This window comes from Sinobaca sp. SA16-1, assembly GCF_059510515.1.
This window is the reverse complement of record NZ_JCAKFL010000003.1, coordinates 535,827-550,244: the sequence shown is the minus strand read 5'-3', so window position 1 is coordinate 550,244 and position 14,418 is coordinate 535,827. Positions and strand designations below refer to the sequence as shown.

The 14,418-nt window shown below is 45.1% G+C and carries 18 protein-coding genes; all 18 read right to left on the bottom strand.

The genetic code is table 11. The features are described from left to right. Nucleotides 1–27: 27 nt before the first annotated feature. Nucleotides 28–1,143: a flagellar motor switch phosphatase FliY gene (gene fliY / locus AC5W2J_RS10790; RefSeq protein ID WP_496059460.1), complete on the bottom strand. Its 1,116-nt coding sequence runs from the start codon at nucleotides 1,141–1,143 to the stop codon at nucleotides 28–30. Continuing rightward, nucleotides 1,136–2,125, bottom strand: coding sequence for a flagellar motor switch protein FliM (fliM, locus tag AC5W2J_RS10785; RefSeq protein WP_496059459.1), 990 nt, complete (start codon nucleotides 2,123–2,125; stop codon nucleotides 1,136–1,138). Before fliM ends, fliY begins: the two co-directional genes overlap by 8 nt. Nucleotides 2,126–2,145: 20 nt before the next feature. Further along, nucleotides 2,146–2,589, bottom strand: coding sequence for a flagellar basal body-associated protein FliL (gene fliL, locus AC5W2J_RS10780; RefSeq protein WP_496059458.1), 444 nt, complete (start codon nucleotides 2,587–2,589; stop codon nucleotides 2,146–2,148). Continuing rightward, nucleotides 2,590–2,805 (bottom strand): flagellar FlbD family protein, encoded by a 216-nt coding sequence (locus AC5W2J_RS10775; protein ID WP_496059457.1) that lies wholly within the window; start codon nucleotides 2,803–2,805, stop codon nucleotides 2,590–2,592. Between the two features lie 57 nt (nucleotides 2,806–2,862). Then, a complete protein-coding gene (gene flgG, locus AC5W2J_RS10770; protein ID WP_496059456.1) occupies nucleotides 2,863–3,654 on the bottom strand; it encodes a flagellar basal body rod protein FlgG in 792 nt (263 codons plus the stop codon). A gap of 79 nt (nucleotides 3,655–3,733) precedes the next feature. After that, nucleotides 3,734–4,123 (bottom strand): TIGR02530 family flagellar biosynthesis protein, encoded by a 390-nt coding sequence (locus tag AC5W2J_RS10765; protein WP_496059455.1) that lies wholly within the window; start codon nucleotides 4,121–4,123, stop codon nucleotides 3,734–3,736. A 15-nt stretch (nucleotides 4,124–4,138) separates the two neighbouring features. After that, complete coding sequence (gene flgD, locus AC5W2J_RS10760) at nucleotides 4,139–4,618, bottom strand: flagellar hook assembly protein FlgD (RefSeq protein WP_496059454.1); 480 nt, start codon at nucleotides 4,616–4,618, stop codon at nucleotides 4,139–4,141. A gap of 7 nt (nucleotides 4,619–4,625) precedes the next feature. Then, on the bottom strand, nucleotides 4,626–6,368 hold the full coding sequence (locus AC5W2J_RS10755; protein ID WP_496059453.1) for a flagellar hook-length control protein FliK: 1,743 nt from the start codon (nucleotides 6,366–6,368) through the stop codon (nucleotides 4,626–4,628). Between the two features lie 33 nt (nucleotides 6,369–6,401). Continuing rightward, on the bottom strand, nucleotides 6,402–7,004 hold the full coding sequence (locus AC5W2J_RS10750) for a MotE family protein (RefSeq protein ID WP_496059452.1): 603 nt from the start codon (nucleotides 7,002–7,004) through the stop codon (nucleotides 6,402–6,404). Between the two features lie 3 nt (nucleotides 7,005–7,007). Next, nucleotides 7,008–7,454 carry a flagellar export protein FliJ gene (gene fliJ, locus AC5W2J_RS10745; RefSeq protein WP_496059451.1) on the bottom strand — a complete coding sequence of 149 codons (447 nt, stop codon included), beginning with the start codon at nucleotides 7,452–7,454 and terminating at the stop codon, nucleotides 7,008–7,010. Continuing rightward, a complete protein-coding gene (fliI, locus tag AC5W2J_RS10740; protein WP_496059450.1) occupies nucleotides 7,451–8,770 on the bottom strand; it encodes a flagellar protein export ATPase FliI in 1,320 nt (439 codons plus the stop codon). Before fliI ends, fliJ begins: the two co-directional genes overlap by 4 nt. Further along, a complete protein-coding gene (fliH, locus tag AC5W2J_RS10735; RefSeq protein ID WP_496059663.1) occupies nucleotides 8,745–9,524 on the bottom strand; it encodes a flagellar assembly protein FliH in 780 nt (259 codons plus the stop codon). Before fliH ends, fliI begins: the two co-directional genes overlap by 26 nt. Nucleotide 9,525: 1 nt before the next feature. Further along, complete coding sequence (gene fliG / locus AC5W2J_RS10730; protein WP_496059449.1) at nucleotides 9,526–10,539, bottom strand: flagellar motor switch protein FliG; 1,014 nt, start codon at nucleotides 10,537–10,539, stop codon at nucleotides 9,526–9,528. Between the two features lie 18 nt (nucleotides 10,540–10,557). After that, nucleotides 10,558–12,147: a flagellar basal-body MS-ring/collar protein FliF gene (gene fliF / locus AC5W2J_RS10725; RefSeq protein ID WP_496059448.1), complete on the bottom strand. Its 1,590-nt coding sequence runs from the start codon at nucleotides 12,145–12,147 to the stop codon at nucleotides 10,558–10,560. A gap of 27 nt (nucleotides 12,148–12,174) precedes the next feature. Continuing rightward, nucleotides 12,175–12,477: a flagellar hook-basal body complex protein FliE gene (fliE, locus tag AC5W2J_RS10720; protein WP_252313813.1), complete on the bottom strand. Its 303-nt coding sequence runs from the start codon at nucleotides 12,475–12,477 to the stop codon at nucleotides 12,175–12,177. 18 nt (nucleotides 12,478–12,495) lie between these two features. Next, nucleotides 12,496–12,948 carry a flagellar basal body rod protein FlgC gene (flgC, locus tag AC5W2J_RS10715; RefSeq protein WP_496059447.1) on the bottom strand — a complete coding sequence of 151 codons (453 nt, stop codon included), beginning with the start codon at nucleotides 12,946–12,948 and terminating at the stop codon, nucleotides 12,496–12,498. Between the two features lie 3 nt (nucleotides 12,949–12,951). Continuing rightward, complete coding sequence (gene flgB / locus AC5W2J_RS10710; RefSeq protein ID WP_496059446.1) at nucleotides 12,952–13,350, bottom strand: flagellar basal body rod protein FlgB; 399 nt, start codon at nucleotides 13,348–13,350, stop codon at nucleotides 12,952–12,954. A gap of 277 nt (nucleotides 13,351–13,627) precedes the next feature. Then, nucleotides 13,628–14,410 carry a GTP-sensing pleiotropic transcriptional regulator CodY gene (gene codY, locus AC5W2J_RS10705; RefSeq protein ID WP_496059445.1) on the bottom strand — a complete coding sequence of 261 codons (783 nt, stop codon included), beginning with the start codon at nucleotides 14,408–14,410 and terminating at the stop codon, nucleotides 13,628–13,630. Nucleotides 14,411–14,418: the final 8 nt, after the last annotated feature.

Sequence of the window (14,418 nt, the reverse complement as noted above, 5' to 3'; positions counted from 1 at the left end):
GATAACGCGCTCTGACAGGTAACTATTTTATTGAATATGACGGATACGGTCTTCCCGGCTTGCAATATCTGTTACACGCACGCCGAAATTTTCATCAATCACAACTACTTCTCCACGTGCCACCAGTTTTTGGTTCACTAAAATATCCACCGGTTCTCCGGCCAGCTTATCCAGTTCTATAATAGACCCCTGTGAAAAATGAAGAATATCTTTGATCGACTTTTTGGTCCGCCCGAGCTCTACGGTAACCTCGAGTGGAATATCCAGAAGCATATCAAGATTCTTCGGCTCCGATGTGTCGCGCTCTATTTCTTCAAATGAAGAAAAGGCTGCATTTTCAACCCGGTTGGAAACCGGTTGTGCTTTTGGCTCAGAAACAGGTCTGGACGTGTTCTCCCTCACAGGGGCAGCAGGCGGTGCCTTGCTTTCCGGGACCCGCTCTTCCACCGTTTTATCGTCTTCAGGGCTTCCCATTAATTCTTCCACCATTTTCTTGGCAAATGGGATCGTTACAATCTGCATTAAATATGAATCTATCAACGTACCGATTTTCATATTAAAAGCAATTTTCACTAATTTTTTATCTGTCGGAATATGACTTGTGCCTTTTTGATTTCCTACGTCCATGACTTCAATGCCGGGTGGGGAAATGTCTACTTTTTTATTAAAAATAGTCGACATCGAAGTAGAGGCCGAACCCATCATTTGATTCATCGCTTCCTGCATGGCACTCAAATACATGTCACTTAATATCGCTTCTGGAGACGTCCCGTCGTTGCCCATCATCAGGTCTGCAATAATTGCTGCATCTGTTGAATTAATGACTAATAAGTTGGTGCCTTCAAAGCCTACTGTATAATCCACGTTTACCGCGACGTGCGGAACCGGAAATTCTTCATTCAGCTCCGAGCTGTCAATGACAGAAATTTCCGGTGTAGTAATTTCCACTTTTTGATTTAACAATGTTGATAGGGCGGTCGCCGCACTGCCAAAAGAAATATTTCCAATTTCCCCGAGCGCATCTTTTTCAATAGAATCCAGCTGCAGCGTTTCCTGCTCTTCTTCTTCGCTGCTGCTCTCTTCTTCTGCCACACGTTTCAGCAGTTTATTAATTTCGTCCTGGGAAAGCATCTCATCACTCATTTTTGTCCTCCTTTATGTCTTCTATAATCTGCACGGCCAGCTTCTTTCCGCGCCGTCCCGGCTGGGCTTTATATTTTGGTACACCTTCTGTTAATACAGTGAGCGGATCCGTAATCTTCTGGTCAAGCTCAATAACATCTCCTTCATACAGCTGTAGAAATTCTTCAATCGTAATACTCGAATGACCGAGTACCGCCTGAAGGCTGAGCGGAGCTGTTTTTATTTGATTGGAGAGCTTAAGGTATTCATCTTGATTAGTCTCTTTTTTAGCTGTCTGCATCCAGTAATGCCCGGAAATATCGGGAAGTATTTCTTCCATGACTACGTGGGGCAGACAGATATTAATCATGCCTGTTGTTTCCCCTATCGTCGTTGACAATGAAATCACAACGACGGTTTCATTAGGAGATACCATCTGCAGAAACTGTGGATTTACTTCCATTTCTTCTGCTACCGGGTCAATTTCCATAACCGACTCCCATGCCCCTTGAAATGAATCGAGCATTGTCTGAAAAAGCCTCGTCATTATGATCGTTTCAATTTCAGTGAGGTTATCGATTTTGTTCACACTGCTGCCGCGTCCGCCGAGCAGGCGGTCCATCATAGCATAGGCAATGTTGGGATTGACTTCCATCAGCAGACGGCCTTCCATGGGCCGGGCTTCAAATACGTTCAACAATGTCATTTTCGGTATGGAAATAATAAATTCATCGTAGGGCAGCTGGTCTACCGTAGAAACAGAAATCTGAACGAACGTCCGCAGCTGGGCGGACAGAGTCGTCGTCAGCAGCCGGGCAAAGTTTTCATGAATCCTGGAAAGACTTCGTATTTGATCTTTAGAAAATCGAAGGGCCCGCTTAAAATCATACGTGCGCACTTTTTTATCGTGTTCTTCCTGCTTTAGTTGATCTGCACTCATTTCTCCTGTGGAAAGGGCAGACATCAGGGCATCTATCTCTCCCTGGGATAATACATCAGCCACTTGCTCCCCTCCTTTTATTTCTATTGAATTAAGCGCTGGGTGATGTATACTTTGACCACTTTGCCTTTTGTCATTTCTTTGTTAATGGTTTCCTGAAGCGCCTGCTCCATTTCTTTAAGTCCGTCCGTCGTCTGCAGGGATTCTGCAGAACGCGAGGATAAATCCATAATGATCGCATTTTTTACTTGATAGTCTCTTTTTTCCAGCTCTTCTCTGCCTTTTTCTGAGTCCAGCTGAATTTTAAAAGAGGCTTTAATAAAATGATCATCCGCAAGGTTTGTTGTTAATTCTTCCAATTCCCAGGAATTCTCCGCCATTTCTTCTGCAGACAGGGCTTCTGCTTCGGTCTCATCTGCTTCCGCTGTTGAACTCATATTATCTATAAAGTAAAACGCTCCAGCTCCAATCACTCCAACGGTCACTATAAAAATCAGCAGCATTCCCATCACTTTTTTGTTCTTCACTTAGCTCTCCCTTTCCGGGTTTATAATCGATCCCACCAGGCCAATCTTACGGTATGCTTCTTCGCAGAGCAGTTTCACCTCTGTCAGGGACTCTTTCACAAAAATTTTCTTCCCGCTCCACAACGTAATCGTTGTGTCGGGCCGGGCTTCAATCTGTTCAATAAAGGGCACGTTTAATAAAAACGTGTCGCCGGTTAACCTGGTTAATGTGATCATATGTAATATAACAGGCCGAAAACCTGATTGATCCGGCCTGCTCTCCTTTTCTTAGAATTAACGCTTCAGGCTCATCAGTTCCTGCAGTATCTCATCTGCTGTAGTAATACCACGTGTATTTGCCTGGAAACCACGCTGTGCTACGATCATTTCGGTAAATTCATCTGCCAGGTCCACGTTGGACATTTCAAGCGTGCCGGAAATAAGGTCCCCTCTGCCGTCTGCTCCAGGAATATCCTGGGCTCCTGCTCCGGAGTTATCAGTTGCTCTATACGTACTGCCCCCGGCTTTTTCCAAGCCTTCCGGGTTATTGAACGTAGTAAGCGCTATTTGCCCGACTTCTTCCTGCTGGCCGCCGGCATTTGTAATATTTACTGTTCCATTTGTGCTGATGCTGAAGCTCTGGGCATCCGCAGGAATATTAATCGGTCCGCCTCCTTCAGCCTGAAGAATCATGCCCTCGGCGTTTACAATCGTGCCGCCTTCGTCCAGATAGAAGTTACCTGATCTAGTATACAAATCTTCCTGCCCGTTGTTCACCTGGAAAAATCCTTCTCCGGAAATACCGAGATCAAGCTGGCGCCCTGTATTCTGCAGGCTTCCCTGCGTATGAACCGTATCAATGCTTCCCACTTTCGAACCGGAACCTACCTGTTTACCGTTAATCCCGCCCTGGCCGTTTCCTGCGCCCTGTGCTGCTCCCATCTGCTGGCTGACCATATCCTGAAATGTCGCTCTGCCTTTTTTGAACCCAAACGTGTTGACGTTGGCGATGTTGTTACTCGTTACGTCCAGCTTCTGTTGAAAGTTCTTCATACCTGCAATACTTGAATACATGGATTTAATCATAATAATTCCTCCTGGTTTTTTTGTTTTAGTTTGGGAGCATCAGAAGCGTCGGCCTGATGCTTGAAGCTTCCTCGTAAGGTCAGGCTTCATCATTAACGAACATTGTGCCGTTAATATTGGTGAACACGTGATTGCTTGCTTCTTTATGAGTCATAGCCGTAATAACGGTATGGTTTTCAGCGCTTACGACGAGCGCTGCCCGACTTGTCCACACGACAGAATCTTTAACGCCCTGCCGCTTGGCTTCCGGCATTTTTTCTTCTATTGCCTTCCATTCGCCATCTGATACCCTCACGTCCCGCTCCATTATTCTTTTCTCAGCATGACGACTGATTTTCAGAGGTTCTGCCTGCTGGGAGTGGAGCAGATCAGCAAATGAAGCTGTACGCACTTTGTCCGTGGACTGCCCGGCCGCTCCTGCCGGATGCGGAAGCCGGTTCCAGCTCTGCTTTCCAATATCCTGAATCATATGATAGGATCCTCTCTATAAAGTTGGGGATTCTTCCGTTTCTTTGTCTGCTCTTACCTGTACAAGCTGGGAACTGTCAATCCAGCTGTTATTGTCAAGCAGGTAACGGATGGAACCTTTGCTGTCTTTTTGAACGGATGTTACCGTGTTTTGATGATCTTTCGTTTCTGCAAAACCGTTCACTTCGTCTCCTTTAGACTGCCAGGTTATTTCTTTGTTAATCAGCTGACTGTGCTGTACAAGCGATCCGCTTTCCTGTGCCTCTGTAAACTTCTGCAGTGACTGATTCATGTTTGTCATTTGCTCGAGCGATGAAAAAGAAGCCATCTGCGCAATAAATTCTTTGTCTTCCATTGGATTCATTGGATCCTGATTCTGCAGCTGGGCGATGAGTATTTTCAAAAATTCGTCTTTACCAAGCGCACCGTCTTTTGCATTTTTAACTGCCACTTTATTGTCCTGAGGAAGCAGATGATTCATGTCTACATTATTCATTTTATCCCTACACTTTCTCGTTAAAGATTATGTTTTCCAGAACATCCGAAAAAGCCGCTTCTTCAAGATCAGATTCAGGCTCGGCCTGTTCCATTATCCGTCGTCTCTGTTCCTGCTGTTCCTCTTTTTCTTTTAAGAGGCTCTCCTGCTGCTCGGTGATTTCAATGCGTTCCACCTGCAGCTGCTGGGAGGCGAAGCTCTGTCTTAACGAAGGAAGGTTCTGTTCCATTACTTCTCTTGCTCCTTTGGAAGAAGCAGTAAGCTGAGCTGTCATCAGGCCGTCTTTTAAACTGATTTTCATATCAATACGTCCCAAATGGGCAGGTCTTAATATGAGAGTAAGCTGCTGGGTACCGTTCTTAAATGCCTGAAGAGAGGATCTATTCAATATGTCTTGAAACTGTTTAATAAATTCCTGTTGGCGTCCATGAGCGGTTTTTGCTTCCCCAAGCTGGATTAACGCCTGCTGCACCTGAGGAAGCGGCCCCGTTTCCAATACAGGTTTTGCCAAAAGCTGATTTAGTTCCGTGCCCATTTCCATTCTCGACACCGGGATAGTGCTCATTTCAACCTGTATTCCTTCCAGCTTTCCAGGCTGGGTGGAGGTACTTCCGTTTTTATCGGATAAAAGCTGTACGAATCGGACAGGATCTGTAATCACTTTATAACCTTCTGTCGTTTTTCTATTGCCTGCCGTCCCCTGATCTTTCAGGAACAGTGGCGGTACTTTTACTGTATCCGTCTGCTTTTCTTCTGCAGGTATAAAAGAGCTGCCTGTCGGCGTTGTTTTCAACCATTCAGGCGGTCGTGCTGCGATATTTCTGGACAGCCCCTGTAGAGCAGGGCTGCCAAACTCCTTTGCCGGTGTATCACTTAAAGATGCTTTTAATGTGTCCAATGCTGAAGCCAGAACGGATAATGCTTTTTTTATAACAGAAGGTTCAGTGCCGGATTGCACTGCTTTCTCCAAATTTGAAACGGCTTCTTTTACCCCAGGCTGCTCTTTAAGCAGAGGCACTTTTGTAGATATATATTCCAGCATCTTCCGGCCATCGTGCTCAGCTGTTGCTTCACTTCCGGCAGCCGCTGCTTCTATCTTTAGCTGCAGAACATTCATCTGCTTCAAAAGGTCTTCTTTTGAAAGAGAAGCAGTTTTTTCTGTGGCATTATTTAGAGTAATAAGAGCTGTCACAGCTGAGACAACCAGTTCTTCTTTAGCTTGTTTATTAAGCTCCAGCGTTCTTGCCGCTGCTTCTATATGTGCTTCTTGTTTCTGAAAAGCTTCAGCTTCAGCTTTTTCCCACTCCACCTCTGTTAATTCCATCTGCATTTCCTTGTGTTCAAAGAACACATGGAGCTCGTTTTCAAGAAGCTCGGCATCATATGTCTGAAAAAGGGTAATTATTTCCTCCATACGCTCTTTATCTGACATGCCGGAATGAGGAGACGAAAGTTCTTCCAGGCGTGCCTGCAGTTCCAAAGCCGCAGATGAAGAAACAGAAGCTTCCGGATTTGATGCGAACACCTTTTTGAGCTTATCCAGAATGTTTTCCAACGACGCTTCCGCTTCTTCGGTGTTGTTTTTTGATTCTTCTTTTACATTATCCTGATCGGCTGTCTGCAGTTCATTATAATTTTTCCCCGCTTTTCCCAGCATTTCCATGAAACCTGTACCGGTTCCTTTCGGCTGCAGCGGGAGCCCTGTTGATTTAACAGCAGAATTGTTGAGCAATTGTTGAATCGCCTGCACTATTTCACCTCCTTTCCCGGGAGCCGATGATGGTCATCCGGTTTCTGCAGCCGGCTCTTCAAAGGCGCCCATGATTATTGCTGCTTTTTCCACTTCCATTTTTTCTAATATAGCGGAGCGGTTTTCTGTATTCATTTCCTGCATATGACGAATCACTTGAGCATCTTCCATTTCATTTAAAATCGCTGCTGCATTTTTGGCGGACATTTCTTCATACATCGAAGCCAGTTCAGCGAGTTCAGGGTTTGCTTCCATTTCTTCCTCTTCTGCATCCGTTTCTTCTCCTGCGGCCTCCGCTTCTTCCTGCAGGGAAATGAGTTCATCGTCTTTTTCAATCAGCTGCTGTTCCATCGATTGTATTTCTTCTTCCAGCGCTGCGATCGTCTCTGCATCTTCCGGCGAACCTCCAGCCGTTTCTTCCGGCTCATTTTCTATCAGTGTGGAAATCCCAGGTATCCCGGCAGCGGCATTTTTACCCATATCCGCAAGAGGAACACCCATCATTGATAAAATCACGACGCCGATAATGATTGCAAAGGTAACCGGCACGAGTACAATCAGTATGAACCATTGCAGCATGCCGCCTTTTTTTTCTTTCTCTTTTTCTTCCACGGGTGGTTTTTTATTTTTAGCCATGGGTTAACTCCCATTAAAAGCAAAGGCCCGTGCAGAAAGTTCATCCATTAATTTTGCATCGGCTTGTTTTATAAGCTTCGTTTCCTCTTCTTTCTTTTTTTCCAGCAGCTTTTCATATTTCTTGAACTCCTGAAATGACGCAGCCAGTTCATCTTTGGCAGTATCCATTTTAAACCGCGCTTTGTTTGTTTCCAACGTGAGTGTATGTATATCCTGATGCATAAACTTCATTATTTTTCCATGATGTTGTAGGTGGCGGACCGGCACTCCCGCTCTCAGCGCTTCCGTATCTTTTCCTTCCTGCTCTTCTTTCTTTCGGAGAAGATCGTACAATTTTGTAGCTGTTTCTTCAAAAAAAGTAAGCGCCTGCTGATATTCTTTTGTTTTTGCCTGCTTTTCCTGCTCATGCCACTTCAGCATTTTTTCAAAGACATCTCTTGTTTTACTCATTGCTGCTCTCCTTCACCAAAGTCTTTTAATAACTGCTCTTCTGCATCCAATAGGCTGAAACGTTCTGTTTCCCCCTGCTGAACAAACTTTAATGTTTGCTCTCTCATGGCAACAGCTTCATCAATTTTCTGCGAAGAACCTCTTTTGTAGGCACCAATTTGAATTAAATCTTCTGCTTCTGTGTAGGTTGCCAGCATTTCTCTTAGTTTCCTGGCAGCTTTTGCATGACTGGGCGAAACGACCTCATTCATCACCCGGCTGACACTTTTTAATACATTGATGGATGGATAGTGGGCTTTATCAGCAAGGCTGCGGTCGAGTACAAAGTGACCGTCCAGTATACCTCGTACTGCATCTGCAATAGGTTCATTAAAATCGTCTCCATCAACCAAAACGGTGTAAAAGGCGGTAATCGATCCTTCTCTGCTTGTCCCGGACCGTTCCAATAAACTTGGCAGCATAGCGAATACAGAAGGCGTATAGCCCTTTGTTGTCGGCGGTTCTCCTACGGCGAGCCCTATTTCCCGCTGAGCCATTGCAAAACGGGTCACCGAATCCATCATTAAATTTACCTTTTTTCCTTGATCCCTGAAATATTCAGCAACAGCCGTGGCGGTCATCGCCCCTTTTATTCTCATCAAAGCCGTTTGGTCAGAAGTAGCAGCTACGACAATCGATTTCTTCATTCCTTCTTCTCCAAGATCTCTTTCAATAAAATCCTTCACTTCGCGTCCGCGTTCTCCTATAAGCGCAATAACATTAATATCGGCTTCCGAATAACGCGTAATCATGGAAAGGAGCGTGCTCTTCCCGACTCCGCTTCCTGCAAATATTCCTACGCGCTGTCCTTCCCCTACTGTCAGCAGCCCGTCTATTACTTTAATGCCAAGCGACATTGGTGCTGTAATTCTGGGCCTCGACAAGGGATTCGGTGGTTCTTTTGACGTATTTACTTTCATCAGGCCTGACGGAAGCGGCCTGCCGTCCATGGGCTGACCCATTCCGTCAATCACTCTGCCTACAAGGCCCTGTCCTGCTAATATCTGCAGCGGTTTGCGCGTCGTTTCCACGAGGCTTCCCGGACTGATATCTGTTCCTTTTTTCAAAGGCATCAACAGCACGTTTTCTTCTTTAAATCCGACCACCTCTGCTGTAATCGGTGTTGAATGATCAGCATGATGAATGTAGCAGAGATCACCTATCGATGTTTTTGGTCCTTTTGATTCAATCGTTAAACCGACAACTTTCGTGACTTTTCCATAACGGAGGTATGGGTTGATCTTTTCGATGCTAGGAAGCAGTTGAATGGCTTTCATCAGCAGCCCCTTCTGCCAGAAGCTGCTCCAGCTGCTGTTTTATTTCGGCAAGCTGCGTATCAACAGAGGCATTTACTCTTCCAAATGGCGTTTCGATGGAACATTGATTCTGTTCAAGTTGGTGGCTCGGTACAATCCAGAGCTGCTGGTTTTGATAAAGCAGAGTTTCTATTTCTTCTTTGCGGCTGATCGTAATATCATATTGATCAGGCGCTACATAAATGGTTATTTCTTTTTCCTCTTTTACTTCCACGAGCGCCTGCTTTACCAGGTCCACCCACAGCGTTTCCTCCTGCAGAATAGAGCGGCCGAGCATCCGTTCCGCTACGGCCATGGCAAGTGTAAGGATCGTCCCTTCCGACGCTTCCAGATAGGCTTCTTTCTCCTGACGGGAGGAATGAACAACACGCTCTGCTTTTTCTATCTCTTCGTTCCAGCTTTTTTTTCCAGCTTCGTAGCCTTCTGCAAAGCCTTCTGCCGTACCGGCCTGTTTCGCTTCTTCAAATGCCTGCTGGATTCTGGCTTTAGAATCCTCTTCTTCCCGGCTTATCTGAAAACGTACCTGCTCGAGTTCCCGCTCTGCCTGTTCCAGTTTGGCGCGGGCGTCCGCTTCTACCTGGCGCGCGCGTAGTCTTTTCCGGTGAATGTCCGGCATCGCCGAGCCCTGTTCTACTTGTTTCTCAGGGATAAAAGAGGCGTGAATAGCGATAGATCGTTCAGATGTCTCATAAAGCGCGTGTGTTTCTTTAATCACTCTAGACAACGATATCGTCTCCTCCCCCTCTTGTAATAACAATCTCTCCACTTTCTTCCAGGCGGCGTACCGTATTAACAATACGCGTCTGCGCTTCTTCCACGCTTTTCACACGAACAGGGCCCATAAATTCCATTTCTTCTTTAAAGGAGTCTGCCATACGATCTGACATGTTCTGAAATATAATCGCCTTTACTTCTTCGCTTGCAACTTTCAGGCTGAGCTGCAGGTCTTCATTTTCTACATCCCTTATTACACGCTGGATGGAACGTTTATCAAGCGTTACTATATCTTCGAATACAAACATCCGTTTTTTAATTTCTTCAGCCAGTTCAGAATCTTCTGCTTCCAGTGCTTCCAGTATCGTTCGTTCGGTTGCCCTGTCTACGCTGTTTAATACTTCCACCACTGACTCAATGCCGCCGGCTTCCGTATAGTCCTGCGTTACGGTCGCAGAAAGCTTCTGTTCCAGAATGTGTTCCACTTGGCTTACAATCTCAGGGGATGTACTGTCCATTGTCGCAATACGTTTTGCTACATCTGCCTGCAGTTTTTCGGGCAGTGCCGATAAAACCTGCCCGGCCTGCTCGGACTGAAGATAAGAAAGAATGAGCGCAATGGTCTGGGGGTGTTCATTTTGAATAAAGTTAAGAATCTGGCCCGCATCTGCTTTTCTGGCGAAGTCAAATGGTTTGACGTGCAGTGTCGAAGTAAGCCTTTCAATCATCTTCATCGCGTGATCTTCTCCAAGTGCTTTTTCAAGAACATTTTTGGCGTATCCGATACCACCCTGCGTAATGTACTCCTGGGCCATGGCAATGTGATGGAATTCGTCCATTATGGTATCTTTCACATCATTTTCCACCCGGCGCACGTTTGCAATTTCAAGCGTTAATTTTTCTATTTCCTGTTCTGTTAAGTGCTTATACACGCCGGCACTGACATCCGGTCCCATAGAGATAAGAAGAATGGCCGCTTTTTGCCGGCCGTTTAATTTGTCTTTTGTTTTCACCACTGCACTGCCTCCTCTCTTTTAATCATCAGAAAGCCACGTTCTTAATAACTTTGTGAATTCATCCGGGTTTTCTTTAGCGAGCTTTTCCAGCTGTTTTCTTTTAGCCTTCTCCGGCGACTCCTGTGGTTCTTCAAGCGGCAGAACAGCTTCAGGTCCTGCGGCCGCTTCCAGTTCATCAATGTCTGCTTCCTCTTCTTCTTCCACTTTTCTGCGGCGGACGAGAATAATGACAAGAACAACTACTGCTGCAGCAAGAACCCCTCCTACTACATAAACCCACCATGGCAGGCCGTTTCCAGCTTCTTCTACTTCTGCTTTTCCATTAAATACCTGGGAAGACACAAAGATTTTGTCTTCAACATCTCCGGCATTTTCTTCATTCAGGAATTCTTCATCGATGCTCGTACTTACGGCGGTTGTAAGAATATCCTCAATATCGGCTATGCTTTCAGCCGGCAGCGAGTTGGGATCTTCCGGATCCGGCGGTTCCACCATTACCTGTATCCCCAGATCCCTTATTTTATAAGGACTTTCTGCAATTTCTTTATGAATCCGGTTTACTTCTGTATTAATTCTTTCTTCCGTGCGTTCGGAATCTCCGGCTGCGCCGAAAGCTCCTGCAGGATAATTAGCAATGTCTTCTTCACCGGCTCCAACGACGCCGCCTTCTTCAAGATCGGCGCCTTCAAACGTCTCGGTGATTCGTTCTGCACTTACTTCCAGCCCTTCCATATTTTCTTCATCAACAGGTTCTACGAGTGCTTCTTCCCGGTTTTCCTGGGTGAAGTCAATATCGGTGGTCACGGAAACGACCACTTTATCATTTCCCATCATCGTACCCAGCATCTGGTGCAGCTGCTGCTGAAGATCCTTTTCAATTTGCTTCTGGATCTCGTTTTGTTCTTCAAAGGCACTCATTGTTCCTCCGGAACCGCCGCCGTCATAATCAAACTGCTCTGAATTTTGGTTCATAATGACTACATTTTCCACGGGGAGGTTCGGTACACTTTTGGAGACCAGGTGATAAAGTGCTTTGATTTCTGCTTCTTCAAGCGTTGCCGTTCCCATTTCCACAACAATAGAAGCCGTGGCTGTTCCGGCTTCATCGGCAAGCCAGGTTGACTCTTCCGGCAGCGTGATCATCACGCTCGCCGCTTCCACGCCGTTTATGTTTTGAATGAGTCCCTGAAGCTCTGTCTGCATAGCAGCCCGTTCCATGACGGAAAATTCATTATCTGTCATACCAAAGCCCATCTGGTCTTCAATGAAGGTATAATCGATCGCGCCGCTTTCCGGAATCCCTTCCGAGGCGAGTTCTACTTTAAGCGCATCCGCCTGTTCTTTAGGCACGCTTATGCTGGTTCCATCGTTTGTAATCTCGGACTTTACGCCTTTGGCGTCCAGGCTTTCTTTTATCTGCCCTGCTTCAGCGGCTGGGAGATCCGTATACAACGTAACGTAATTGGTTCTCATCGTGAAGAAAAGCAGCAAAAAGAAAAATAGAATAATAGCAAGAAGGCCGCTTATTAATACTACCCGTTGCTTTTTTGTTTTAGCAGACCAGTACTCTTTCCATCTCGCTCTTAATGTTGAAAATTGTTCTTTCATAGCTCCCCCAGCTCTCGCCCTGCTTTCTTATACCTGCATGCGCATAATTTCTTGATAAGCTTCAATTACTTTGTTTCTTACTTCAACTGTCGTTTGCAGCATCACACTTGATTTCTCTGCGGCCACCATGACCTCGTGCAGATTGTCTGTTTCTCCTGTTGCAAGTTTTGTTGTCATTTCATCTGAATGCAGGGACGCTTTATTTACATTTGATACGGCGTCGTTTAATACGTCTTTAAATGAATTCATCGCTTCCGCCGGAGTATTTTCAGCCGGCTTTTGCTGCAGCGCACCAGAGGCACTATTAGGCATAACGGATTCTATATTCATTTTTCTGCCTCGTTTCTATTAGTTTCTTCCAATCTCAAGTGCTTTGAGCATCATATTTTTTGTCGCATTCATTGCTGTAACGTTGGCTTCATATGATCTTGTGGCCCCCATCATGTTTACCATCTCTTTTAATGGGTCAACGTTTGGCAGCTGCACATATCCTTCTTCGTCAGCCTCAGGATGCTCAGGCTGATACACTTCACGGAAAGGCGTCGTGTCATCCTGAATCGTTCGCACGTTGACACCGCCCTGATCCGTGCCGCCCTCTTTCATCGCCTGTGACAGGTGGGAAGAAAAATTTTCCTGCGGCTCAAAAGCAACCATTTTTCTTCTATAAGGTTCCCACTCTCCGTCCACCAGCCTGCCCCGCGTGGAATCCGCGTTTGCTACGTTGGCAGAAGTAACATCCATGCGCAGCCGCTGAGCCGTCAATGCACTTGCTGATGCATTAATACCATCAAATAATCCCATTTATCAGGATCCTCCCCGTACAGCTGTTTTCAAACTGCTGTATTTTCCGCTGAGACGATCTGTCACAGCATTAAAGTAAAGCTGATTTTTAGCAAGCTCGGACATTTCTTTATCAATATCCACACCATTCCCATTAGCATGATACATTTCCTGGGTCTTTTCGTTTATGTATGAATCTTTATCCCCATTACTAAAGTTTATATGTTTGGCATTTGTTTTATGAGCCTGAAGACCCTGCCCGGCGGAAGCTTGTTCCAGGCTTTGTTTAAATGAGGCTCTTCTCTCTTTATATCCCGGTGTATCAGCATTTGCTATGTTTTGCGAAATAGCTTTCTGCTCATTGGCAGCTCCTGATAATCCTCTTTCCAGCTGTTGAATTGTGGTGGAATCAAACAATCCCATACTCATTCCTCCTTTTTTATTGTTATTAACAAACTTTTATATCAAGACATTTTGACAGTATTTATTCCAAATAATTACATTTAACTAGGATAACTATTCAAATTGTATAAAAAAATAGGACGTTTGTCTAATAGAGTTTTAGTTATTTATAAAGTCGCTAATAAATACCCAGTTTAAATATATAGTCCTATTTACCACCCTTTAGTACTACGTTTTTTAGAAGCACTGCTATTTTGGCATAAAAAAAAGCCCCGCCTGGTTGAGGAGGGGGTAACGTTTAGTTACTGGATTTAATTTTGTCTAATTCTATTAGAAATTTATCATTAAGCACTTTAATATACGTACCTTTCATGCCAAGCGACCTTGATTCAATAACTCCCGCACTTTCCAGCTTTCTTAGTGCGTTAACGATAACCGATCTTGTAATACCGACGCGGTCTGCAATTTTACTTGCAACAAGCAGTCCTTCTTTGCCGTCCAATTCTTCAAAGATATGCTCAACAGCTTCTAATTCACTGTAAGACAAAGAGCTGATAGCCATTTGTACGACCGCTTTGCTTCTTGCCTCTTCTTCGATTTCCTGTGTTTTTTCATGAAGAATTTCCATGCCTACAACGGTTGCGCCGTATTCAGCCAGAATCAGGTCATCATCATTAAATGACTCATTCAGTCTTGCCAGTACAAGTGTGCCAAGACGCTGGCCGCCGCCGCTGATTGGCACGACAGTGGTAAGTCCCGATTTAAATAATTCCTTGTTTTCAACTGGAAAAGCCGTGTATTCACTGTCTACATCAAGGTTCGGGGACGTTTCTTCGAGTTTGAAAAGGCCGGTGGTGTATTCTTCCGGAAATTGTCTTTCTTCAAGCATTTTTTTCATTCTTTCGTTTTCAATTTCCTGCTTAATAGAAAAACCGAGCAGCTTTCCGCGGCGGCTGACTACAAATACGTTGGCCCCGATAACTTCCTGAAGCGTCTCTGCCATATCCTTAAAATTCACATGGTCTCCTGTTGTTTTTTGAAGCATCTCATTAATTTTTCTGGTTTTCGTTAGTAAATCCATTGATGCAT